We start from the raw sequence: 24,145 nt of genomic DNA, 5'->3' as shown, positions 1-24,145 counted from the left end.
ATAGTATAAAGGAAATACGCCCCTTAGTTTTTAACGCAACTTTGGAGAAATTGATTGTGGAGGAATGAGATTCATGTCGAACTCATTAAGTCTTGAGGACAACCCTGCTGTTTCAGAAGCTTACTGGGATGAACTACTTGTTAGTCATGAAAGGATCAAAGAGAACTATACTGAAACAGACAAAATTGCTTTCACCTCCTTACTTAGCACTATCGATATAGAAGCTTTACAATCCATGTTTCAACTTTCTAACTTTGATGAGGCTGAAAAATGGAAACAAAACCTAAGTGAACGTTCTGATTTCCTTAACTTTTTATATTTAAAAGATTTTCTACAAAGAAAGAAAAAAACCGTTGAAGAAATTTTCAAATTAAAGATGCCTGACTATTCATTCTCATCCGTCTCTCCACTAATAAAACTTATTATTATATTCTATACAGATTCTAACTGGCTGTTTGAAATTTTCGTCCTTCATGAGTGGAGAACTAAGGCTTCTGGTGATCTTTACATTGCAGAGAAAAAGTTAAATGACATGAGAAACAAATTGAGCCAGGACCATAATTTTCACTTGAAACTTGTAGACACTCTGCGCCAGAATTCTGGATATAGCAATGATTACAGAGTTGTCGCGCATTGTGATGTTGGTGAAAAACATACCATCTATCTTCTGTATAAACTTTTAAAAGATTCCAAGAAGCCTGGGTATGATCAGAACAAGCGCATCAAAGATCGAGATCAGATAATGTTTTCTGTTGATATAAAAAAACAATCCTTGGAAGTCAAGGCACCACACAATGACGTTTTCGGCATTAAAAAGTATTTTGACCAGCAATTTAATACTGCACTGCGTAAAATGGAAAACGAATTATTCGTTCAATACAAAATCGATGATGTAGTTCAGCTTTTTAAGGAAGGAACTCCTGTAGGAGATGAGGAGCCCGAAGATTTCACCATTGACTCTATTACATTTTCTAATTCATTACTGATTAAATCCCCAGATGTGAAGTTACAACTTAAAGGCAGCGATATCTGGCCTAGTATTAATGATGCATTTAGAAGGGGGATTATTAATCTTTATAACCTAAAAGACATTAAAAAGATAAATTTCCGCTCAGAACAACATTCAAAATCAATCCTTTCAATTCCCCTTGAAGATGGTAGTGTTATATTCAAACTTAACGATAGTAGTTTAAGTGAACAAACCAGAAATGCAATTAAAAAGAAATTTTCGATGAAATTTGGATTCCCTCTTGACCAACCAGTGCAAAACAAATTTGATGGCGGAGAAGCGTTTAAAGTGGATCAAATATTTAGATTTGCAAATATTAACCAAATTACTAATGATCACAAAGAAATCTACGATAAGCTATACTTCTCAAAGCTACTAGATGAAACTGAAGAAATTTCCTACAGTTGTTCACACTGTAGCTTCACAACAAACGATACTAAATTGCTTGGTCAAAACGATAAAGGTAGTTCGATATGTCCTGAATGTGATGAGCCCATTTACCAAAAAATGACGAAAGAATTAAATCCGATTAGTGAAAATATCAACAAATTCATTCATTCACTAGTAGATGATTTAACCATTGAGCAAGAAAATTTTAAAAATGCGAAAATATCCAAACAAAAATTCAAGAAAAAAGAATTTACATTTAAGCAATTTTCATACAAAAACCACCCTTATCAATTGCTCGTTACAGATAGCCTATTATCAAAAAAAACGCTGGAATGGATTGAAAAGAAGTTAGTTCCCACACTTATTGTATGTTATGGGATTGATAAGCAAACAAGTAACCGTTATGCTCTTGATACAATTGAACAAGTTACTTTTGGTGAGCTATATATTTATAAAGAGAAGGCACAAATTCATGAGATTTTTGAGGAGTATCTTAATGATTTGGAAAAACGCACACATCATCAAGTCGTTTCTGCTGCTACTAAAGCCACTAAAAGCCTCTCATTTATTGGAGATAAAACTGTTGAACTTAAAGAAATATATGATGAAGACATGCTGGAAGATGACGTTTATACACTTATTAAACACTTATTCCCTAACTCTGAAAAATGGGGAAAGGAATATTCCGGTTCAACTGTCCCAGAGGGGATTTTTACTATTCAATACAAAGAAAATAGCGGGGCAATATCTGTCGAAAACAAACATGGGTTTACCTACGACTGCAAATTCACATTAGATAGATCCGGATACAAGCTAGGATCTTCTGAAAATCGTAAAGCTCTTCATTATATTAAGCTTCTCAATGAATTAGTCGATATATCTTATTACTGTTCTTCGAGAGAGTTAACTTCTCACATTTTTGTTGGAAACAAGTTTAGAGAACGCCAAGTACAAGCTATGGCTAAATTTATCCGTAAAGAAATTGCTAATGGCCATTATACAAAACCAGTTTTTATTAACTCTAAAGACCTATCTTATTTATATGACCAATTTATATATAATAAAAATAAAATAGATAAGGTTCCTGATATATTCTACAAACAATTAGCTGCTATCTTCTCAACCGATGAAATCCTAATTACTAAAAAATATATTGATGAAAAACTCGAAGACGTAGAAATTGCAGCAAGAAGTTATTCTATTTTAGATACGTCTAATATTACAAAAAAATTGACAGGAAGAAAAAAATAGAGTTCCAATTTATGGATTACAATGCTATAATTAAGCCAAAACAGGAACTAACGTTCTTGTTTTGGCTTTTTTTAAGGAGGAATAACATGCTTGAACTTTCCGTAAACGAAAAAATTTTTAATGAAAGACCTGACAACTTTATTAAAGATCATATTACTCAACTGTTAATTCAGCAGTACATTAACAGCTATAAAACAGAAACTTCTACCACAATAGTAGCCTTTAACTTTTATTCTGATCATGCTTTAATCATTATTTCTAATAAAGAAGGTGAAATATTTTTATATCGAAAAATGAAATATGAATCAATGCTTTCCGATTCATTATCAAATTCACTTGACAATCATAAAGATCTTTTACCCGTTCATTGGAAAAAGTGGCTCGAAGAATCTCAATTTGATTTAGTACGCAAAGAATTCTCACAAGCTTTAAATTTCAACAGACTTACTGCAAGTTATAACGAAAATGATGAAATGTTTTATTGGAATTGGAAAGGCCATAAGGACATTTACTTTAGAATGAATAATACTTATGTATTTGATGCGATAGTAACTTAAAAAATAATATTAATATCCAGTCCCAGCACGATATAAGGACAGAATGCTACAAGACAATCCTCAACGCTATTGGTGCACACGAAATGGATTCGAAGGAACATACTTTCTGTGATGAAACGATGATTTTCCACTTGGCTTGTAAGTAAAAAAACTATTCTCATCTGAAATGTGATCAGATCTGAACCGAACCTATTCCGAATATCGTGGAGCAGTGATAGCAAGAAGATAGTAAATCTAGATGTTCTGTTAAATATGCTCCTAAAACGGATCGTTAGTGGAGAAAACATTAGATGAATTATTTGCAATTCTGAATCGAATCAAATGAAATTATTATAGTACTAATTTCATTTTCCCTTGTTATGACAAAATAATACCCTTTCATCGAAGAAAGGGCACTCCACACTAATTTCTCACAAACATAGACTGTTCCGTCTTCCCTTTAGGGACAAGCCTATTTATACTGGCTTACTAGATTAGAGTGTGGCTGTATTTAATTTTCATTCATATTTAAATCAGGTATAATTACTTTTTTTATAATCAAAATACGAGCCCATTATTTTTGTATAGTCGAACAGTGCATAGTTGAATACAATTCGGCGATGCTTGATGAACAGGATATTATTTTGAAATTACCTTCTCAAAATCATCACACAGCTTATCTACTAAATCATCCATTTCTTTGAAGAAGTAGTCACCCACTCTTTGACGGTTAAGCGCTCTATATCTGCGATAAATTACTGCAAAGTCATGATAGATTTCTTCCTCAGAAACATGAGAATGGATTTTCACAATTAACCGTATGCCTTCATTAGCACTTCGTACATATAGGAAAAAATCCTCTATCTTTGATTCAAAATCTTGAATAAGAGAACCTTTTTTAGCCTCTAACTCATTACGAGCTTCAATGATAGCTAGAATATCAAATTGGTGGGGACCATAACGCTCCTTACCTTCAGCTACTTTGGTAGGCTTGTTCTTCTTCTCCTTGGGTGCTCCAGTCTCCACTTCAATAATGCCGATTTGATTATCAAAATAAACTTCTATCGGATCTTTAATATCCTTACTGCGGTGCATCAAGTTATATAGTGTATTGAATTTACGCCAAAACAATAAGAAACTGGACTCGCTATACTTAGCATCCAGATCAATCACATATTCAATTCGATTTAGGATTGTAAAATACTGCCCGGCCTTAGCTTTAGTATCTGCTGTATGCTGAGGGTTTGCATCAATGTACTTCTTTAAGCTACTCTCCAAATCTAAATAGCTCTCAGCATTATCCCTTTTTGTTTGATCTTTGTAGATCGAGGTGAACACGGTAAAAAACTTGTCATAGGTATATGACTTTCTAAGCTCGACAAGCAAAATATCTAGTACTTTTTTGTCGCCAAAGGGGTCGAAATCACTAACGACCACATCCGAAAAATGCTCGAATGCATCTTTTATATTTTGCACATTTACATTGTTATAGGAGAAGTCAACAATTTTGCAGTCATTCTTATATTTGGCGGTCCGGTTTACGCGGGAGATCGTCTGAATTGCACTGATGCCTTTAATCTCTTTATCCAAGAATAGCGTATGTAGCTTCTTCTCATCGAATCCCGTTTGCAGCTTGGCCACTACGATCATCAGACCATTTTTTTTCAGCGCAAAACTTTCCAATACCTTTTCTTCACTTAAGCCTCCATTAAGACCCGATGCACTTTGTTCATCCTGGTTGTTAGAATAAACTACGTGAATCGGAGCTTCGGCATACTTTTTATATTTTTCTTCTTGAACCAAGGCACTAAAATGTTTGTTCACTGCTTGCTGATAAGCTATTGCAGCTTTTATGGAATGCACTGCTAACATCGCCTTACCTGTTCCACGGATCTGACGATATACGTCTTTAACGAGCAGATCTGCAATATATTTAGCGATTGCATCTATTCGTTCACGATTTTCATAAACTTGCTTTTTCTGAGCATCTTTATATTCTTTCTCCGTAAAGCCTTCCAGTAGGTTGCTTGGCAGATCAAACAACATCTTGGACGCTACTGGAACAATATTCTTGAGCGGATTAAGAATAAACCCGTCCTCAATCGCTTCCTTCATCGTATAGGAGTCAAACGGTCGCCACAGTTTCTCGCTTTCCGCATAACCGCTAAATTCTCCAAAACGCGCAAGCGTATGGTCATCAGGTGTAGCTGTAAACCCTATTATCAAATTCTTCTTTTTAGTTGTCCCGGCTACCTGCATATGATTATCGAACGGGGATTGTAACTCATCAAATATACTTATCATCTCTTCATGCTGGTCGCCGCTATTGGATCGATGAATTTCATCAATTAGGAAGACAATACGCATATGAGCAAGCTTATTTATAACCTCAGCATCGAGCATCTCACGTACAGAACCAAACTTCTGTAAATTCACAATAACTAGGCGAGTATCGGAAGCCAACGCCTCTAAAAAAGTTTTTTTGTTGTTTGCTTCCATGAACATCCGATTATCGATGTTCATGTTAAGCATCTTAGAATCAATTTGTCCACGAAGCTGTAAGCGGTCCACCACAATCATGATTTTGTCATATACATATTGTCCATCTCTACGCAAGTCTTTCAGCTGTAAAGCGGACCATCCAATAATATTGGATTTACCGAATCCAGCAGCATACTGCATCAGCAGGGAGTATACATTTTTATTGTTTGAATACGCTTTTCGTTTCTCAAGTAATTCTTTCTTCTTGGCTTCAGATACGCCGACAAGCTGCTTCTCTAACAACTTTTCAAAATATTGATCATCCTGTTCATGCGCAAGAAATTCATCAATCTTAGCCATAATTTTATCCGTTCCGAATTTCTGCTTGGGCCGTGGAGAAATTAAAACCCCTTGCTCGTTCTTTAGCTCTTTGCCATTATTCGTAAAGTAGACATCGCGCTCGATAAAATTGTAGTAGAGAATTTCTTTTTCAATAAGTGCCTTCCCGTAGAGAGCAGTAAACAACTCTTTCAATTTCTCTTTCTTTTCTGCATCGGGATTCAGAAGTGGATACGGCTTAAACACGCTTTTGGCTTTCTTCTCAATCTCTTCACGATCAAACTTACCTTCGCGGCAAGTCGCAAGAATCTCTTCAAAATAGTCAGAAAGCGTTCGTATAACGAATGTTTCTCCAATATCTGTCGTGGTGATATGAATGGCTTTTTCGAAGATTTTCAAAAAGTCTTTACGAATGGACTCTTTGTCCTTATCACTTAACATATAACTACTATCAATATGCTGATGATAAATTTTGACCGCTTCGAAATAGTCTTTAATTACCTTGCCACGGCCGTTCTTGCTGGCGCTCTGGTTGGTGTAATTAGACTTCAGTTCGCTGTAGCCCAGATATATCCCGTTCACAAACAGCACAAGATCTGGACGGAAGGAGAATACCTGAGTCCCTTCATAATGAAATTTATATGGCAGTTCTTGCACTACGGAAAAAATATTCTCCTCAAACAGCGTATTGTTATGGATTACACTATCTCCCGTATAGAAGAGGTGTAGCTTTATTCCCTGTAAAGTAATCGATTTATTCGCGTTGATAAATAACGCCATATTACGGCTGCTGGTGCTGCGTTCCCTGATGAGTTCAATCAAATCTTTGAGTAACTTACTCTTGTTGCCTTTATATTTTCTTAGCAAAGCTTCGTAGGGTTTCTTGTTTAACTCGGTCTGAGAGATAAATTCTTGCAAATCTTCTTCTATAATTAGCTCGTTTGTCACCGTATTGGCTTTCACTTCGCGATAACCAAGGTCTTCTCGGAAGAAAGGCAACAGAAATTTATCTTGCAAATGGAGTTCGTTCATACTGTTACCTCCTCCTTTGTGACCTTTATTTTTCCTGTAACGACATCGTTAATAAGGGTTTTCCGGAGTTCTTTGAGCTTATTGATTTGAATGTTGATGGTTTCGACGATACGATCTATATGTGCTGTTTTCTCATCTAGAAAATCCGCTATGGCCTTTTGTTCCTTATAATCAGGAATAGCAACTTCTAACGCAAAGAAGCTATCTGTATACAATCTTAATCGCGATTCAATTATTCCTGTTGAATTACGCTTAAATTCCGCTATAGCTCTTTCAGAGCGAAATAAATAATGAAAATAAGGTGAATACACTGACTTACGAGGGGAATATACTGCATAAGAAGGACTTACTATTCCGTCAAAGGATGAAATCCCAAGCCCTCTTTTCCAGGCAAGCATAATATTGATAACCAATTCACCAATGTTACAAATTTTGTATCCAATAAGTGTTTCGGCTCTTGTCAAAAACTCCTCTTCTTCTATGTTATCTTTTTTTAGAGTTACGCCACTATATTCAGAAACCGAAAGCAATGCCTCATCACCAGTTGTACTCTTTTTTTTAGATTCTACAAAAAGATCTTTGACTCGCTTTACTTTCCATCTCTCTGGCACCTTACCCAGCCAATCAATGCCACTATTCTTCATCGTCACGTTCTTATCTAAACCCTGAGTTACAGTTTCGCTAATTAGGGATTGTTTTAGGTTACCGTATTGTATCAACTTTTGGGTAAGCAGATCTGTTTGGTGATCAATTTGCTCAGTTTTGTTGTCCAGGTAATCGGCAATGTTCTTTTGCTCTGAAGCTGGCGGAGAACATACCGGCCATCCACGAATAATCCCTTGTGATATTTTCACCATTGAATCATTTAAACCCCTAGCAGAAACAGTTTTGAGCCATCTAAAAGATTCACAGGAAAGTAAATAATTCAAGTATCTATCCAATGACATTCTCTTGTTAATTTTCAAATTATAAATGAGATCCGAATACATCATTTTTAGAGTAGGCTCTGCCGCAACCAAACAACAATCACCTACTAAAATCGGGGTGTTGGATCTTGTCAAAAGAAAATCACCACGTTTTACTAAGTATTGATGCTTTGGAATTTCGTAACTTGGCAATGCTTTATGCTTGTTTTCATAATATTTCCCATTATTAATTGCTGATAGTTTAAGTACTCCCCATTCATTCTCTGTAACCATTCTATTCTCAGCATTAGGACTCCATCCTTGATCAATGCCATGAATTACATCCTTGATACGGTGGACAGACCAATGTGAGGGTATATATTCCGTAAAAGTAATGCTACTTTTTTTATAACAATTATAATTAATATTCTTGATATCCCTCATAGCACTAGCCCCAATTCCAAAACCTTTAACTCATTCTCAATCAACTCAATCTCAGCCAAAATATCTACGACTGCTCGTAAATTTTCCGGCTTATAGAAGACTTTATTGAAGTTTAGTTCAACACCTACAACATTTCCCAAAAACTCAAATGGCTTGCTAATATATTTGGTCATGAAGATTTGAATTGCTTCTTTATTTTCGGTCGCGTCTCTATAGAAAGGGATAATCTCGTAATCCTTCTCATAGTCCGGCGTAAGTTCCACACTAATTTCAATTCGTTCTGGCTGTGTTTTGTTAGCGCGTTTATATACAGACTTCACAGCGATTTTTCCACAGCCCAGTAGTTCTTGCTTTCCATTCACTTCTTTGATCAATGTTTCCTGCCCGGAATCAAACCAATATTTCACTGAATTGACGCTAACCACCAATGGCTGTTCTCTATAATCTAATGAAGCAATAAAGGGCTTAATATCTTGATTATAGACATCTTCTAATGAGGTAAATAGATAAGCATCAAAATTAGTAATAACAAACTCTGTGAGCTCACGCTCCCCAACGCTAAGTTTAGTCGGTATGAGTTTTTCACTCGTTTTGCCTTCTTTTAGCTTCGCTTCAAAGCTATTTCCGTATTCGTCTATATTGGTAAGCATGATCGTTTGTTTGTTAAAATAGAAAAATTCCTTATCGAATACCTTAGCGTAATCAGTATCTTTGTATTGTGTGATTGCATCAACAATTTCTAAGCGACTAGCTTCGTCCACTTCTTTACGTTTGGATCCTTTGCTCTTCTTCAGTGGCTTGAATTTCTCACTTGCATTGATTAGTATCACTTTGTCTTTGTGTTGCAGCTGTTTGTTTTTATTTAATACCCATAGATAGGTGTAAATGCCAGTGTTAAAAAACTCGTCAGTCGGCAATTGAATGACGGCTTCTACAATGTCACTATCGAGCATCCATTTGCGAATATTACTTTCAGCAGATCCAGCCTCACCACTAAACAAAGTTGATCCATTATGTACCACTACACCCATACCAACGGAATCAAGCTTCGATATCAGATGCTGCATGAATAACAATTGACCATCGGATACAGAAGGCAGATATTTAAACCTATCGGTCTTATCATTTTCAATATCCTTCTGATAGCCTTTCCAGCTCACACCATAGGGAGGATTGGCAATGACAACATCAAACTCTTCATTATAGAACTTATCTTCCACTAAAGTATTACCATGCTCAATCTTTGAATCGGGTCGAAAACGACTTTCAATCTTAGCAAGAGCGTAAAGTGCGTCATTCCAATCTTGTCCATAGGTTTGTGTCAGACGTTTAAATTTGGCATTAATCCGGTCTTCCACCCCGAATAGCAAGTTCCCACCGCCGCAGGTACAATCGTATATCTTCAGAAGTTTGTCGGATTCTTCAATTTTTGAGGCAATGATATCAGCAATTAGCGCAATCACATCGTCTGGAGTGTACTGCTCCCCTGCCGTTTCCGCCGAAATATCTGCCCATTTGCGCTTGATGTGCTCTTCCAGTGTAGTAATCTCCGAGTTATTAAACGGCTTTAGGTCGATCTCACTCCACAACTTGGTATAACCCAATAGCACTTTCTTGGCTTTAAGCTTGGAAATAATTCCTTTAATATCAAGAAACTTCTCTCCTTCTGTTGCGTCCACACCAAGCAAGTCTTTGGTTTCGCCGTCAAACCCATGCAGGTAGGCGTCAAAATCAATTTCAAAGGATTTATCGTTCATACAGATGTCAGTGAGGGTTTGATTCTTCTCAAAAATATAGATGTTGTAGCCTTGTCCTTGATCTTTAATCATTTCATATAGATCGTCTTTATTAATACTGGCAAAAGCTTCTTCACCAATTTCAGCTTTTAAATTATCAAACATCCTAACAAGTCTACTTTCGATCATAGTTAGTGCAAAAAAAGGCATCATATAAGACGGCCACTCAGATTCTTTGATTCCGCTTCCTCGAAGCAGATCAGCCGTAGCCCAGATTTTAGATTCATATTGGAGTATGTTCATTTTTGTTTATCTCTCATTTCTTCTCATAATTACCCAATATTAGGTTATGGTTAAATTAAATAAAACCTTTATTCCTAATTATACTACGTTCTTCGACAAGACGAATGTTAATATTCTACCTATTCAATCATAAGGGATAAGACTATTGATTTGGAACTTTACCAAAAATACATTCCAAAACCTGTATTAAACAAAGATTTTTTTCTTTAAAAGGAGAAACCGTTCGGTCCCGACGAGTAAAAGACTTTTTGATGCGACGTTTCTTGAGATATAGTATCTTAAAGCCATTGTTCTTTCCTAATAAATCTCCCCTGCACCTTAATGCAGTAGTTTCCAACTCCTTCGGTTAAATACGGATACTCGAAACAAAAGAATAATTGGTTGCGGTCCCGAAATGTTAGAATGGCGACACATGGTTTTGGATGGCTTACCTAATTTATTAGAATCCAATGCTGATTATTTTCTTGAAAATAAATATTTTCACTAAAAAATAATTGGAAATTCTCGATATGAAGTAAACAGAAGTGACTGGTTTGGTTTATGGAAGCAGAAAATCTTTTCGAAATATGAAAAGGTTTACTTCATGCGAATGTTATTAACGATTATATTAGAAGAAAGTATAAGGAAATGTATGTCCTATTGTTTCACGGAACAAAAATGGGCATTATTAATACTTCTAATTATTAGCTATTTAGAAGTAGGTACTTGATTATCACTCTCCTCCCCTTTGCCCATCTAGGGATCACTAGAGGGTAATTTTATATTTTACAACCTACCACGCCGCAACTCATAAAAATACCGCACAACCGGATGCTTCAACTCCATCTTCTCCGCCATGCTCAAGATCCGCTTCTTCCCAACCCTTCTGTCCACCAAAGCCAGTATATTCAATACCATATCACTGCTCTCCAAGCTCTCCTCTATAGGAGTAGTCAGAAACTTATTAGCGACAACGATAAAATTCGATTTACTTAATGCAGCCTGTGCTGACATTAGCTCTTTGGCATGTTCTGTACTTTTTCTGCTTCTGGCCATTACGATTAGACGATCCTCCGGCACTGGCCCCTTGGTAGCTTGTCTGACCGCTTCAATGTCGTCATTGCTAATAGGAATCTGGATATCCGGATTATTCTTAATTTCCAGCTCTGTTTGATACCATCTGATAGCGTTCGTTTTATCGCTCATATTGAGTACGTTCTTTTTATCTACCGAAATATAACAAATCCCTGATTTATCAGGCAGATAACGGTACCCTGGTGCGCGGTATTCTACCCTTCCATTTAACGCAGGACAGAGAAAACCCTCCAGTTGTTGCTTCAATTTGCTCCAGGACATGTAATTCCCCTCCATATACAAACAGAGGAAAGGCTTGTTGGCTCCGGGTTTATCCCCTCTCCATCATCCGATCCTCAATCATTTCGCTTCAATTTCTATTTAAGCCAAACGCCCGCGCACAGCTTCATTTCTCTCGGAATGGCAATTCCGAGCCTGAATAACATTCAAGCGTATACACTAATTTCATCACCCAACAAACGGACTCTCAGTCAACCCTAGCGCAACACGTAAAAGGTTCGCATCGTTTATTTGAAGTTACAATCCTTTCACATAAATCCATCTTCAGGTTCACCAACGTCAAAATCTAATACCTTTGTTGCTTCTGATTTAAACCTTGTTATCCAGGAATCCCAATCGCTCTGATTCATCTGGGCATAAAATGACAATCCGCCCGGCTCAACGGATGCTTCAATAAAAACATCATCATCTTCCTGCCCGAACCAATATGGAATCCCGTCTTTATACCCCATCCAACCGGGCATAGACTTATATATAGCAGCAACTTTACTCCATACTTCATCAGGTAGATGATACCATATATTGAGATTACAATGATGAGAGTTTATGTTATTCATTTACTGGGCACCACTTCTCTTATTGCTGCCTACAATTGTAGGTCAGCGAATCAGTAAGTCGAGTTTGGCAACGACATCTGACAGTATGATCTGTGGTACTTTACAGATGAACGCTGCCTGTCGGGATTGCCAATCAAGACTCTTTACTTGATCGGCAAGGATAACCCCTTCGATGGGCAGATCCTGCGGAATGACTACTTCAAACGGGTAGCCCTTTTGTTTAGAAGTTACCGGACAGAGCAAGGAAAGTCCGACCTTACCATTATAGGAAGCAGGAGACACGACCAAGGCCGGACGTTTGCCTGCCTGTTCATGCCCCGCTTGCGGGTTGAACTGCAACCATACCAAGTCGCCTCGATCCGGCACATACCCGCCCGTTACCATACTTCCCGTCCTTGTTGTTCGCCTGTAGAGACCTCATTATGGAGATTTTCCGGGGTGACCTGGGACAGGATTTCGTCCAGTGTAGCCGACTTCGGCTTGATAATAAGATGTCCATCTTCCACATCAAGATCGACTTCGGAGCCTTCCTCAATACCGACCTTTAGGGCAAGGGATTTCGGAATGCGAATGCCCAAGCTGTTGCCCCATTTTCGAACCTGAAACATAGAACCGCCTCCCAGAATGTATAAACAAAGTGTAAACAAAGTTATTTTAGAAGTCAAATCATTGTGGAGAATATATATAAAAAACAGAGGAAAGGCTTGCTGGCTCCGGGTTTATCCCCTCCCATTCAGCCGATCCTCCATCTTTTCACATCTTTTTCTATTCTTACTTGGCAGCTTAATCCCCAAGTCCCTCCGCCCCGTCCTGCTCCCTACTCCCAAACTCATCGAGCAGCGCACGCACTTCACTTGTGGACTTAGTGTTCATTAAGTTATTTCTTAATTCACTTGCCCCGCGAAATCCGCGGACATATATTTTGAAGAATCGTTGAAGAGGGCTGAACTTACGTGGTTCCTGTACGGAGTATTTATCATAGAGATCCAGATGCAGCCGCAGCAGATCAAGCAATTCCTCACTACTGTGCTCCTTCGGCTCCTGCTCAAAAGCAAATGGATTCTGAAAAATACCGCGACCAATCATAATTCCATCCACACCGTACTCTTCAGCGAGCCTCAGGCCAGTCTGACGGTCAGGGATATCCCCGTTGATGGTCAGCAGTGTATGGGGTGCCACCTCATCACGAAGCTTTTTAATCTCCGGAATCAGTTCCCAGTGAGCATCAACTTTACTCATTTCCTCTCTGGTGCGCAGATGAATGGACAGATTCACAATGTCTTGCTGCAAAATATGGGTCAACCAGCCGCGCCATTCGTCTAAGTCACTGAAACCGAGTCTTGTTTTCACACTGACAGGCAGTCCCCCGGCTTTGGCGGCTTGGATGATTTCGGCTGCGGTTTCCGGACGGCAGATCAGGCCGCTTCCCTTCCCATTCTCTGCAACATTTGATACAGGACAACCCATATTAATATCAATGCCTTTGAAGCCTTCCTCGGCCATACCGATGCTCATCTGACGGAAGTATTCCGGCTTGTCTCCCCAGATATGAGCTACAATCGGCTGTTCATCCTCTGTAAAAGTCAAACGCCCGCGCACAGCATGCTTCCCCTCCGGGTGACAATAACTCTCTGTATTCGCAAACTCCGTAAAAAACACATCCGGTCTGGCAGCATTACTTACGACATGGCGAAACACAACATCCGTCACATCCTCCATGGGTGCCAGTATGAAAAAGGGGCGTGGTAAATCACGCCAGAAATTATTTGTCATCTCAAAAACCTCTCTATAGATACCAGGACAAATCCTTATCCCGTAGTGGTAAAACTAACCTGTATATGCCTTTACTTCTTCTTCACTTACAGCATGTTAAATCAAAGTATATCATAACCCCGAGAAAGGCATACATATCCCAAAAAATTCAAAAAAGGAGGGGGCGTGGTGAATTTTCGAGTAAACACCCGCTTCTTTATAAAATCCTTAAAAATGGCTGTTACCATAGCAGTAACAAATCAATAGTGTACAAACTGGAATTTAAAATGGAGGAATTTAAGATGTATGAGTACATAATAAAAACCAATAATATTTCTAAAAAATTCAAAAAGACATATGCAATAAAAGATTTATCTATGTCTGTAAGAAAAAATTCTGTCTACGGTTTATTAGGACCTAATGGTGCTGGCAAATCAACATTATTGAAGATGATTACAGGAATTATAAGACCGACTTCAGGTGAAATATTATTCAACAATTACCCTTGGACTCGAAAAGATTTATTGAATATTGGTTCATTAATCGAATCACCTCCACTGTATGAGAATTTAACGGCATTTGAGAATTTAAAAGTGCGGGCGACTCTTATGGGGATTTCAACAAATAAATGTAATGAAGTTTTACAAAAAATGGACTTAATGGATACTAAAAATAAAAAGACCTCTGATTTTTCATTGGGAATGAAACAGAGATTGGGTATAGCATTAGCGCTGCTAAATAACCCCAAATTATTAGTCTTAGATGAACCTACAAACGGGTTAGACCCTTTTGGTATTGAAGAATTAAGGGAAATGATTCGAACATTTGCGGAGTCTGGGATTTCTGTAATTATATCAAGTCATATTTTAAGCGAGGTCCAACAAGTTGCCGATGACATAGGGATCATATACAATGGTTCGCTCCTGTATCAAGATAAAATTGATGCAAATGAAAATCTGGAACAACTGTTTATGGATATCGTCAGAAAGGAGCGTGAATCCTGATGTTACGAACATATTTAAAAGCAGAAAACTTGAAATTCAGACGCTCCCTATTTAGAAATCTTATTATATATATTCCAGTAGCTTTAATTTTAATATCAATGATATTTATATTTATTGGTATTGGTTTAGGTGGGTTTTCAAGCTCTATAGTTTGCAATTGGTGTATGCCTATTGCGTCTTTGTCCATTATGCTTTTATGTCATTTAGTGAATAATAAGGATCAAAAACACAAATACCGGACTCTTTATAGTTTGCCCGTCGACTTGAAGAAGACATTTATTTCTAAAACAATTTTGATAGCACTTAATCTTTTGATAATATCATTATTGCTATCGTTTATCACTGTTATCTCTGAGTGCATATTGTCAGGTGTTTCAGTTGCAATTGGTCATAGCGGATATTATCTTTTAGGATACTGCTTATTGTGGCTCTCTTTATTATGGCAGATCCCTTTCTGTTTATTTTTGGATCAAAAAGCCGGATTTGTTGGTTCTGTGATCATAAATTTGTTTGCCAGTGCGACAGGTGGTTTATTTTTTTCTTTGACGCCTTTGTTTTGGTTCTTCCCATATAGCTGGGCTGCGAGGTTTATGGTTACAATATTTGGAGTTTTGCCAAACGGATTATTAGTCGAAGCAGATTCAAGATACATTTTAAATTTAGGAGAAAGCTCATTGCTGGTATTGATATCCTTGCTTGCTGTGCTGGTTCTTTCAGCATTGTTTTCGCGCTGGTACGGAAGGCAGGTGTATCGCAAATGACGATTATAAGAGAGTTCCTTTCCAACTTTACCAAAATCAAACGAACTCCAATTATTTTATTGCATTTGTTACTGCCTATCGTGATTACAGCATTATTTTTAGTTTATTACGCTTATGCCGGATACCATATTATTCCTGATGTGAGGTTGTTTTTCGTTATATTACAAATCTGTTATCCGATTTTTGTTAGTATCGTTGTGCCAATTTTCATTCATTTAGATAGGAATATAAACAATATTCAAAATGCTCTAGGTTTAGTGGAGTCCCGAAGAAGCGTATACCTGGGGAAATTGTTCTTTCTACTGTTTCTTTCAGCCATAAGTATGATAATATATGGACTTTGTTTCTATATTGGAGTCGATTTTTTTCTGGATATCACCATAACACCCTTTGGTTCATATCTTGTCATATTTTATATATTTTTGTTCAGCAACTTATTTTTATATATATTACACGTTCCGGTTGCTTTTCGGTTTGGTTCAAGTATCTCTGTTCTGTTAGGGATATCTGGTACAATTTTAGCAGGTTACTTTGAAAATGCGATCGGTGATAAAATCTGGCCGATCATTCCTTGGGAATGGGGTGTTCGGTTTTTGGATAATTATTTTGACTTTTCAAGTGCACCTATTTTTCCTGGAATTATTTCTCTGATCATGATTACTTCGATTGTTCTGGTTTTATCAATCCTATGGTTTAGCAGATGGGAGGGTAAAGTCATACAAGAATAAAACGAGGAGGATAGACTATGCCGAAACTGTTGGTGGTCGATGATGACCTTGATATGCTGGCCCTGGTGCGCGCCGCCCTGGAAAAGGACGGCCACCAGGTAGACACCGAAGCGGATTCCGCTGCCGTGCAGCCCGCCCGGTGCCAGCTGTACGATCTTCTGCTGCTCGATGTGATGATGCCCGGTGAGGATGGCTTCTCCCTTTGCAGCCGTATCCGTGCCGAGGTGGATTGTCCCATCCTGTTCTTAACCGCCAAGGCGGAAGATGCGGCCCTTGTACAGGGCTTTGGCCTGGGCGCCGATGATTACATTAAAAAGCCATTCAGTATTGCGGAGCTGCGCGCACGGGTAAACGCCCATCTGCGGCTCAGGGTGCGCCAGACCCGCACCCTGAGCCGAGGCGGTGTGCTCTTTGATATGCAGGCAAAGGTGGCCATCGCGGGCGAACACACACTGCCCTTTACCAAGGGCGAATACGCCATCTGTGAGCACCTGGCCCTGCGCGCCGGACAGGTGTTTACCAAAGAACAATTATACGAAGCGGTTTTCGGCCTTGATGCCGAGGGTGATTCGTCGGCCATTGCGGAGCACATCAAAAATATCCGCGCCAAGCTGAAGGCGGGTGGCCTCAGCCCCATAGAAACCGTTTGGGGGGTAGGCTACAAATGGCGAAAAGACATCGTTCTGTAAGCCTTTCCTTTGTGCTTTTGCGCTTTGCCATAGTTATGCTTGGCTGTATGCTGTTATGCTGCCTGGCATGGTACGTCGTCATGGTGCGGTTTCAAAAGACCGGCATTACTTACCAGGGAGCCGTCTCCAACCAACAGGTGGAGCAAATGCTGGCAGGAGAGCCAAAAACCTTCGTTTCTCCTGGTGACGATTTTCTGGCCGAGTACGCATTGTTTGGCCGGAACGGCGAAGTGTTGAAAAGCAACGTAGAGGGAAAGAGGCTGGAAGGCCTGGCCGGGTTTTTACAGGGGGACGCCTACAGCATAAATGTTTCGCGATACACCTACACGAATGGAAGCACCGTAATCTTTCGCTGGCATTACAGGGCAGAGTTTGTCAACCCTGCGCTGCGCGGCATGCTGCCCCCCGCAGAATACCTGGGGATGGCCACACTTGGTGTAGCGTTAGTGCTTTGTCTGCTGTTTAACACCCTGTGGCTCCGCCGGCACCTCGCCGCCAAGCTGAAGCTGTTCAGCGAGGTGAGCGAGAAGGTAGGCGCGCAGGAACTGGATTTCGCAATTCCCCACGCGGGCATACGGGAGTACGACCAGGCGCTCGGTGCTATGGAGCATATGCGGGAGGCATTGTACAGCTCCCTGTCCTCCCAATGGGCGGCACAGCAAGAACGCGAGGCGGAAATAGCAGCACTCGCGCATGATTTAAAAACCCCGCTCACCCTGGTGGGAGGCAACGCCGAACTTCTGCTGGATGAAGAACTGCCTGAGAGCAGCCGCAAAATGGTGGAAACAATTGGGGCAAGCAACGACCGGGCCAAGCAGTATGTTGCCAGCCTGCTGGAAACCTCCGCCGGTGCGGATGAGGCATTTGAAAACACCAGCCTGCCCGCCATGTTTGACGAGCTTTGCCAGAGCACAATGGCCATTGCAGAAGCCAAGAGGGTTTGCCTGCAAACCCAAAACGGCCTGGAGGGTGCTGCGAGCATTCAGAAAGACCATTTACTTCGCGCCCTCGGTAATGTGGTGCAGAATGCCATCGAGCATACACCGGCGGGTGGAAAGGTGTGTTTGGAAGGCAGCATGATAGATGGCGGCTGGCAAGTCACTGTGTGTGATGAAGGCCCCGGCTTTAGCAAGGCGGCGTTACACCATGCAACAGAGCGCCTATGGCGTGGTGATGCAGCGCGTGGCGCCGATGGACACAATGGCCTTGGCCTTTGGTTTGCAGCACAAGTAGCAAAAACGCACGCAGGACAACTAGAGCTGCGCAACTGCAATTCTGGTGGGGTGGTTACAATCAAGTTCCCAGGGACTATTCGGAACACTTGAAAATATGAGAAGTTAGATTTAAGGTCTGCTTTTCGCATAGTGTTGAGGAAGGTGATGCGGGACCCGATGTAAAAGGCGTAGCGTCCGGCCAGCTTCATTGCTCTGTAATACATATCGCCAAGCTCACTACTCAGATCAAGCAGTATGAGCGGTTGGTCCACCGCTCCCCGTTTTAGCCCGAACCCTCTGCTCCCGAATGGATTGGCAATCCACACACAAAAAGATATGGTCGACCTTTCCATTATTGACACGGGCCTACTCCTCGTCCATAATCCCCGCCTTTCGGCTGACTGTAGCCTTTATGATGATCTGCCATGAGCAGGGTTTGAACGACATTTCCTGTTTCAGCGCACGTTTTTGCCTGAGCCAGCGGTCGGGATTACCCCAGCCCCCCAGACCTGCACACCGTCTATATTTTTATAAGCCATACCACGCTCTTTTTCACGCTCCCGGATTGCTTTTATACCTCTACTTGTATATTTCCGTCAAAAGAAATTTAATAAAGTAAAGGATGGTGAACATAAATGAAACGGATATTTTTGGTTGAGGACGATAAGGCAATCGCCAGAAACCTTATACTTTTGCTCCGCTCGGAGGGATTTACAGTCATCCACGCCCCTTCGCGGAGTGAAGCCCTTGCCGCACTTGCCGGGAATAAATTTGACTTGGCGTTGATTGATATTTCTTTGCCTGACGGAAATGGCTTCACGGTTTGCACGGAAATCAAAGAAACAGGGGATGTTCCCGTTATCTTTCTGACGGCTTCCGGCGATGAGGCGAGTGTTGTTACCGGGCTGAACATGGGCGCGGACGACTATATCACCAAGCCCTTTCGTCCGCGTGAATTGATTGCGCGAATTGGAACCGCCCTGCGAAAAAGCGGGCGTTCCGGGGCGGATTTTGAAATTTGCGGGCTTCATGTCGATACGGCAAGCGGCGTTGTGAAAAAAAACGGCAACGAGGTTTTTCTTTCAGCATTAGAATACCGCTTGTTGCTGGTGTTTATTAGCAACCCAAAAAGTATTATCACGAGGGGCAAGCTACTTGACGAATTGTGGGACGCGGCGGGCGAGTTTGTCAATGACAATACACTTACCGTGTACATCAAACGCTTGCGGGAGAAGATAGAGAACGACCCGGCCAGCCCGCAAATCATTCTGACCGTCCGCGGGACAGGATATAGATTGGGGGACGGGTATGCTTCGGAATAGAGAGTTTCGGCAGCTTGTCATTTGGTTCTCCTTAATAGCTGCCGCGACGGTGACGCTGGGATTTGCAATCAATACAGCGGCTGGAATCCTTGCCATTGCTTCTGCCGCCGCCTTTGGCACAGCGTTTTTCGTGTTTACCAAAGCCCGATATACAAGCATTGCGCAGATTTCAGATCAAATCGATCTTGTGCTTCATAACGCTGACCATCTGTATATTGGTGAATCGGACGAGGGCGAACTTTCCATTCTGCACAGCGAGATAACAAAAATGACGCTGCGTATTCGGGAGCAAAACGACGCACTGAAAAAAGAAAAAGAACATCTTGCCGATTCGCTGGCCGACATAGCCCACCAACTCCGCACCCCTCTCACATCCGTGAACCTTATTCTGTCATTGTTAGAGAATAGCCCTGACGAAAATGACCGGAAAGCATTTGTGCGGGAAACAGAGAAACTGCTTGTACAGATGGATTGGCTGCTTACTTCCCTGTTGAAATTATCCCGCCTGGACGCGGGCATTGTGGTGTTTCAAAGCGGGCAGACCGATGTAAACGCTCTTGTATGTGCCGCGCTTCGCCCGTTCCTTATCCCAATGGAGCTGCACGATATTGATTTGCAAATAGATGTACCGAAAGGGATGATTATTCAGGGCGATTCAGGTTGGCTTTCGGAAGCCATTCAAAACATCCTCAAAAATTGCATAGAAAGCGCAGGCGAGAACGGGAGGATTGAGATTGTATGTAAGGACAACCCCTTGTTTACCGAGATTGCCATCCACGACAGCGGCCCGGGCTTTGACAAAGAAGATTTACCCTGCCTGTTTGACAGGTTCTATCGCGGGAAAAACCCAAACGCTACAGGCTACGGGATTGGACTTTCTCTCTGCAGGATGATTATAACCCGTCAAGGAGGGACGATTACCGCAAAAAACCACCCCCAGGGCGGCGCGAACTTTGCCATTCGTTTCCCAAAGTGACGAATCTCTCACCTGAAAGTCACAGTGATGTAAGTTGAAGGTGCTACTATGTGGGTAAACCATGAGATAGGGGACTTACATAATGGAGTTTTTAAAAATCGAAAATTTATGCAAGGTCTACGGCAAGGGCGAAAACCAAGTAACTGCGCTTGATCATGTTTCACTTACCATCGAAAAGGGGGAGTTTACCGCAATTATCGGCTCCTCCGGCTCCGGCAAATCCACATTGCTTCACATCATCGGCGGCGTGGATGTGCCGACAGGCGGAAAGGTGTATTTGGACGGGCAGGATGTATATGCCAAAAACAATGAAAAACTCGCCATCTTCCGCAGGCGGCAGGTCGGACTGATTTACCAGTTTCACAACCTCATTCCCACCCTGAATGTGGTGGAAAACATCACCTTGCCTATCCTGATGGACAAGCGCAAGGTCAACGAGGAACGGCTGAATGACCTACTCGAAATGCTTGGGCTAAAAGACCGCAAAACGCATTTACCCAATCAGCTTTCGGGCGGTCAGCAACAGCGTGTTTCCATAGGACGCGCTTTGATGAACGCTCCGGCGGTCATGCTTGCTGACGAACCCACGGGCAGTCTGGACAGCCGAAATGGACATGAAATCATCAAACTGCTGAAAGAAAGCAATAAAAAATATGGGCAGACCCTGCTCCTCGTCACCCATGACGAAAATATCGCCCTGCAAGCAGACCGCATTATCGGCATATCAGACGGCAAAGTAGTGCGAGACGAGAGGGTACGGCCATGAACATTTTAAACAAAGTTACCCTGCAAAGCTTGAAAAAAAGCCGTACCCGAACGATTGTCACGATTATCGGAGTTGTTCTGTCCGCTGCTATGATCACGGGCGTACTCACCTTTGGCATTTCCCTGCTGAACTATATGACAAACGGCGCGGCCCAGAAATACGGCGATTGGCACGTTGAGTTCTTGGACGTTGATTCTTCTTTCGTACAGGAACGAACCCACGACAAGGGGGTCGCTAACACCGCTGCATTTGAAAATATCGGCTACGCTGCACTTAAGGACGGGCAAAGCCCCAACAAGCCGTATCTTTTTATAGCCGGATTTAGCAAGAGAACCTTTGATACCTTGCCCATCAACCTGATGTCCGGCAGGCTGCCTGAAAACAACGGAGAGATTCTTGTTCCGATGAGCGTCGAAGTAAAGGGCGGCGTTAAATTTGCGGTGGGTGACAAGCTTTCACTTGGTGTTGGAAGCCGCATGAATGGCGACAAGACACTCGGTCAACACACCCCTTACCTTTCGGGGCAAGAAACTCTTGTGCCAAAAGCCAAGAGAACTTACACGGTTGTCGGTATCTACCAAAAAGCCTACTTTGAGGAATCTTCCGCGCCAGGCTATACCTTGATAACGAAAGCAGATGCTGGAGATAAAGCGGACAGTTTCAGCCTATTTGTCACGCTTAAAAACCCGCGTGGTGTTCACGCTTACTCAAGCAGCACAGCCGGAAGCCAAGCTTACGTCTTTAACGATAATGTGTTGCGCTTCATGGGTCTTTCGGACGATAATATTTTCAACACGCTTCTGTACGCGGTTGGCGGCATTGTGGTCGCCATCATCATGATCGGCTCGATTTTTCTGATTTATAACGCATTCACCATCTCGCTGAACGAACGCACACATCAATTCGGGATTCTCTCGTCGGTGGGAGCCACAGCAAAGCAGCTGCGAAATTCGGTGCTGTTTGAGGGGCTTTGTATCGGTGCGGCCGGTATACCCATTGGCGTTATCGTTGGCATAGGCAGCATCGGGCTTGTGATTTCCGTTGTAGCCAAGAATTTTGAAAGCATTATCTACAGCAACGTCCCTTTTACCTTAACGGTGTCCATCCCCGCCATTGTCGTTGCGGCGGCGGTCAGCATGGTTACGATTCTGATTTCGGCCTATATCCCGGCCAGGAAGGCCGCAAACACTCCCGTAATGGAGAGTATTCGCCAGTCAAACGAGGTCAAAGTTGAATCCAAAGCCGTGAAAACATCAAAACAGGCTCAGCGTATTTACGGTTTGGAGGGAACCCTTGCCCTAAAGAATTTCAAAAGAAACAAGAAACGCTATCGCAGCATTGTGCTATCACTTGTTCTAAGCGTAGTACTGTTTATATCGGCCAGTGCTTTTGTAACGGATCTGAAGCAGGCGTCAGAGCGGGCAGTAGTGGCTACTGACATTGACATCAGTTTGGCCACGCAGGACATGGACGATAGAGAAATCTTGTCGCTTTACGACAAACTAAAAACCGCCGACGGGGTTTACGAAAGCTCTTATCAAGCGCTCATGAAGTATTCAGGCGTTGCCAAAGCAAGCGATCTTTCAGACGCTTACTGGGAGGACGCGGGTTCACATTCGCCAGATGAAACGGTTAATCTGCCAATGGAAGTTCAGTTTCTTGATGACAGCGCCTATCTGAACATTATCAAAGGCTTGGGCTTGCCCGAAGAGGAATATACCGGGCAAAATGCGAAAATCATCGCCGTTGCCAAACTGACAAACCACATGAAAGCCAATCGGGAGCATGAGCTTGACGAGTTTATAGATATGTTCAAGAGTTCTTCCATGAATTTTACCATCGCTCCCGAAACCAATGGCAAGCCGAAGATGGAACAGGGGCGAAACGTAAGTATTAAGTTTGTCAATACCGTGCCGCCTGATGGCCCCCCGATCCCAGGAAACTCCGGGTCGAAGAATCCGTTCATTTTTAAGGTGATGGCCCCCTATTCGCTCAAAGAGAAGTTTGAAACCTCCGATACCCATCTGGCTATTAAGGGCTTGACCTTTCGGTCAAAGCATCCCACACAGTCGATGGCTGAAATGAAAACGATGATTCAGGATGTGGGGATTACATCCAGTTACACCCTGATCAATTTCTCTGAAATGCTTGATCAGAACCGCAATATGATATTCATTGCCAACGTGTTCGCTTATACTTTTATCATTATGATTTCGCTGATTGCGGTTGCCAATGTGTTCAACACGATTTCCACGAATATCAAGCTGCGCCGGCGGGAGCTTGCCATGCTCCGCTCTGTGGGGATGTCTGAACGCGGTTTCCAGAAGATGATGAATTTCGAGTGTGCCTTTTATGGCATGAGGGCGCTAATCTTCGGGCTTCCCATAGGCGCAATCTCTTCTTGGCTGATTTACAAAGGGATGGGCGGCGGGGCGGACAATATCGATTTTGTGTTCCCGTGGGGCAGTATCGGAATCAGCGTGTTCAGTGTGTTCTTTGTGGTGTTCACTACAATGCTGTATGCCATTAGCAAGATCAAAAAGGAAAATATTATTGATGCGCTTCGGGATGATATGACTTGATAGAAAACAGATGTT

The 24,145-nt window shown here is 41.6% G+C and carries 19 protein-coding genes; 11 read left to right on the top strand and 8 right to left on the bottom strand.

The annotated features are described in order from the left end of the window. The first annotated feature begins 73 nt into the window (after positions 1–73). Positions 74–2,650 carry a hypothetical protein gene (locus NST07_RS03550; RefSeq protein WP_342481056.1) on the top strand — a complete coding sequence of 859 codons (2,577 nt, stop codon included), beginning with the start codon at positions 74–76 and terminating at the stop codon, positions 2,648–2,650. An 86-nt stretch (positions 2,651–2,736) separates the two neighbouring features. Further along, complete coding sequence (locus tag NST07_RS03545; RefSeq protein ID WP_342481055.1) at positions 2,737–3,207, top strand: hypothetical protein; 471 nt, start codon at positions 2,737–2,739, stop codon at positions 3,205–3,207. A gap of 618 nt (positions 3,208–3,825) precedes the next feature. Here NST07_RS03545 and NST07_RS03540 read toward each other — a convergent pair. The 8 genes from NST07_RS03540 to NST07_RS03505 all read right to left on the bottom strand — a co-directional run bounded on the left by NST07_RS03540 (position 3,826) and on the right by NST07_RS03505 (position 14,109). Continuing rightward, on the bottom strand, positions 3,826–7,038 hold the full coding sequence (locus NST07_RS03540; RefSeq protein ID WP_342481054.1) for a DEAD/DEAH box helicase family protein: 3,213 nt from the start codon (positions 7,036–7,038) through the stop codon (positions 3,826–3,828). After that, positions 7,035–8,387 (bottom strand): restriction endonuclease subunit S, encoded by a 1,353-nt coding sequence (locus tag NST07_RS03535; protein WP_342481053.1) that lies wholly within the window; start codon positions 8,385–8,387, stop codon positions 7,035–7,037. Before NST07_RS03535 ends, NST07_RS03540 begins: the two co-directional genes overlap by 4 nt. Continuing rightward, complete coding sequence (locus tag NST07_RS03530; RefSeq protein WP_342481052.1) at positions 8,384–10,426, bottom strand: N-6 DNA methylase; 2,043 nt, start codon at positions 10,424–10,426, stop codon at positions 8,384–8,386. Before NST07_RS03530 ends, NST07_RS03535 begins: the two co-directional genes overlap by 4 nt. A 765-nt stretch (positions 10,427–11,191) precedes the next feature. Beyond that, a complete protein-coding gene (locus NST07_RS03525) occupies positions 11,192–11,761 on the bottom strand; it encodes a hypothetical protein (RefSeq protein WP_342481051.1) in 570 nt (189 codons plus the stop codon). 266 nt (positions 11,762–12,027) lie between these two features. Continuing rightward, positions 12,028–12,336, bottom strand: a complete 309-nt coding sequence (locus NST07_RS03520) for a hypothetical protein (protein ID WP_341377258.1) — start codon at positions 12,334–12,336, stop codon at positions 12,028–12,030. A gap of 42 nt (positions 12,337–12,378) precedes the next feature. Further along, positions 12,379–12,720 carry an endoribonuclease MazF gene (gene mazF / locus NST07_RS03515; protein ID WP_342481050.1) on the bottom strand — a complete coding sequence of 114 codons (342 nt, stop codon included), beginning with the start codon at positions 12,718–12,720 and terminating at the stop codon, positions 12,379–12,381. Further along, positions 12,714–12,944, bottom strand: coding sequence for an AbrB/MazE/SpoVT family DNA-binding domain-containing protein (locus NST07_RS03510; protein WP_038585771.1), 231 nt, complete (start codon positions 12,942–12,944; stop codon positions 12,714–12,716). The genes mazF and NST07_RS03510 overlap by 7 nt, the downstream gene beginning before the upstream one ends. Positions 12,945–13,119: 175 nt before the next feature. Continuing rightward, a complete protein-coding gene (locus tag NST07_RS03505) occupies positions 13,120–14,109 on the bottom strand; it encodes a tRNA-dihydrouridine synthase (RefSeq protein ID WP_342481049.1) in 990 nt (329 codons plus the stop codon). Positions 14,110–14,390: 281 nt separating this feature from the next. On the opposite strand from NST07_RS03505, the gene NST07_RS03500 reads away from it, so the two are divergent. The 9 genes from NST07_RS03500 to NST07_RS03460 all read left to right on the top strand — a co-directional run bounded on the left by NST07_RS03500 (position 14,391) and on the right by NST07_RS03460 (position 24,130). After that, positions 14,391–15,092: a lantibiotic protection ABC transporter ATP-binding protein gene (locus NST07_RS03500; RefSeq protein ID WP_341377255.1), complete on the top strand. Its 702-nt coding sequence runs from the start codon at positions 14,391–14,393 to the stop codon at positions 15,090–15,092. Next, positions 15,092–15,853, top strand: a complete 762-nt coding sequence (locus NST07_RS03495; RefSeq protein ID WP_342481048.1) for a lantibiotic immunity ABC transporter MutE/EpiE family permease subunit — start codon at positions 15,092–15,094, stop codon at positions 15,851–15,853. The genes NST07_RS03500 and NST07_RS03495 overlap by 1 nt, the downstream gene beginning before the upstream one ends. Then, positions 15,850–16,581 carry a lantibiotic immunity ABC transporter MutG family permease subunit gene (locus NST07_RS03490; protein WP_342481047.1) on the top strand — a complete coding sequence of 244 codons (732 nt, stop codon included), beginning with the start codon at positions 15,850–15,852 and terminating at the stop codon, positions 16,579–16,581. Before NST07_RS03495 ends, NST07_RS03490 begins: the two co-directional genes overlap by 4 nt. Before the next feature lie 17 nt (positions 16,582–16,598). Next, entirely contained in the window at positions 16,599–17,270 is a 672-nt protein-coding gene (locus NST07_RS03485; protein ID WP_341377251.1) for a response regulator transcription factor, read from the top strand. Next, positions 17,246–18,595 (top strand): ATP-binding protein, encoded by a 1,350-nt coding sequence (locus NST07_RS03480; protein ID WP_341089722.1) that lies wholly within the window; start codon positions 17,246–17,248, stop codon positions 18,593–18,595. The genes NST07_RS03485 and NST07_RS03480 overlap by 25 nt, the downstream gene beginning before the upstream one ends. Positions 18,596–19,119: 524 nt before the next feature. Further along, positions 19,120–19,806, top strand: coding sequence for a response regulator transcription factor (locus NST07_RS03475; protein WP_341089721.1), 687 nt, complete (start codon positions 19,120–19,122; stop codon positions 19,804–19,806). A 49-nt stretch (positions 19,807–19,855) separates the two neighbouring features. Further along, positions 19,856–20,782 carry a HAMP domain-containing sensor histidine kinase gene (locus NST07_RS03470; protein ID WP_342481046.1) on the top strand — a complete coding sequence of 309 codons (927 nt, stop codon included), beginning with the start codon at positions 19,856–19,858 and terminating at the stop codon, positions 20,780–20,782. An 82-nt stretch (positions 20,783–20,864) separates the two neighbouring features. After that, positions 20,865–21,548 (top strand): ABC transporter ATP-binding protein, encoded by a 684-nt coding sequence (locus NST07_RS03465; protein WP_342481045.1) that lies wholly within the window; start codon positions 20,865–20,867, stop codon positions 21,546–21,548. Next, positions 21,545–24,130 carry an FtsX-like permease family protein gene (locus NST07_RS03460; RefSeq protein WP_342481044.1) on the top strand — a complete coding sequence of 862 codons (2,586 nt, stop codon included), beginning with the start codon at positions 21,545–21,547 and terminating at the stop codon, positions 24,128–24,130. The genes NST07_RS03465 and NST07_RS03460 overlap by 4 nt, the downstream gene beginning before the upstream one ends. The last annotated feature ends 15 nt before the right edge of the window (positions 24,131–24,145 follow it).

It is taken from the genome of Paenibacillus sp. FSL L8-0340 (genome assembly GCF_038593145.1).
GTDB lineage: Bacteria > Bacillota > Bacilli > Paenibacillales > Paenibacillaceae > Paenibacillus_AQ.
This window is presented reverse-complemented; position numbering and strand designations above follow the sequence as displayed.

Coding starts and splice junctions, on each gene's coding strand:
- NST07_RS03550 (WP_342481056.1), top strand. CDS start 74: ATGTCGAACTCATTAAGTCTTGAGGACAACCCTGCTGTTTCAGAAGCT.
- NST07_RS03545 (WP_342481055.1), top strand. CDS start 2,737: ATGCTTGAACTTTCCGTAAACGAAAAAATTTTTAATGAAAGACCTGAC.
- NST07_RS03540 (WP_342481054.1), bottom strand. CDS start 7,038: ATGAACGAACTCCATTTGCAAGATAAATTTCTGTTGCCTTTCTTCCGA.
- NST07_RS03535 (WP_342481053.1), bottom strand. CDS start 8,387: ATGAGGGATATCAAGAATATTAATTATAATTGTTATAAAAAAAGTAGC.
- NST07_RS03530 (WP_342481052.1), bottom strand. CDS start 10,426: ATGAACATACTCCAATATGAATCTAAAATCTGGGCTACGGCTGATCTG.
- NST07_RS03525 (WP_342481051.1), bottom strand. CDS start 11,761: ATGTCCTGGAGCAAATTGAAGCAACAACTGGAGGGTTTTCTCTGTCCT.
- NST07_RS03520 (WP_341377258.1), bottom strand. CDS start 12,336: ATGAATAACATAAACTCTCATCATTGTAATCTCAATATATGGTATCAT.
- mazF (WP_342481050.1), bottom strand. CDS start 12,720: ATGGTAACGGGCGGGTATGTGCCGGATCGAGGCGACTTGGTATGGTTG.
- NST07_RS03510 (WP_038585771.1), bottom strand. CDS start 12,944: ATGTTTCAGGTTCGAAAATGGGGCAACAGCTTGGGCATTCGCATTCCG.
- NST07_RS03505 (WP_342481049.1), bottom strand. CDS start 14,109: ATGACAAATAATTTCTGGCGTGATTTACCACGCCCCTTTTTCATACTG.
- NST07_RS03500 (WP_341377255.1), top strand. CDS start 14,391: ATGTATGAGTACATAATAAAAACCAATAATATTTCTAAAAAATTCAAA.
- NST07_RS03495 (WP_342481048.1), top strand. CDS start 15,092: ATGTTACGAACATATTTAAAAGCAGAAAACTTGAAATTCAGACGCTCC.
- NST07_RS03490 (WP_342481047.1), top strand. CDS start 15,850: ATGACGATTATAAGAGAGTTCCTTTCCAACTTTACCAAAATCAAACGA.
- NST07_RS03485 (WP_341377251.1), top strand. CDS start 16,599: ATGCCGAAACTGTTGGTGGTCGATGATGACCTTGATATGCTGGCCCTG.
- NST07_RS03480 (WP_341089722.1), top strand. CDS start 17,246: ATGGCGAAAAGACATCGTTCTGTAAGCCTTTCCTTTGTGCTTTTGCGC.
- NST07_RS03475 (WP_341089721.1), top strand. CDS start 19,120: ATGAAACGGATATTTTTGGTTGAGGACGATAAGGCAATCGCCAGAAAC.
- NST07_RS03465 (WP_342481045.1), top strand. CDS start 20,865: ATGGAGTTTTTAAAAATCGAAAATTTATGCAAGGTCTACGGCAAGGGC.
- NST07_RS03460 (WP_342481044.1), top strand. CDS start 21,545: ATGAACATTTTAAACAAAGTTACCCTGCAAAGCTTGAAAAAAAGCCGT.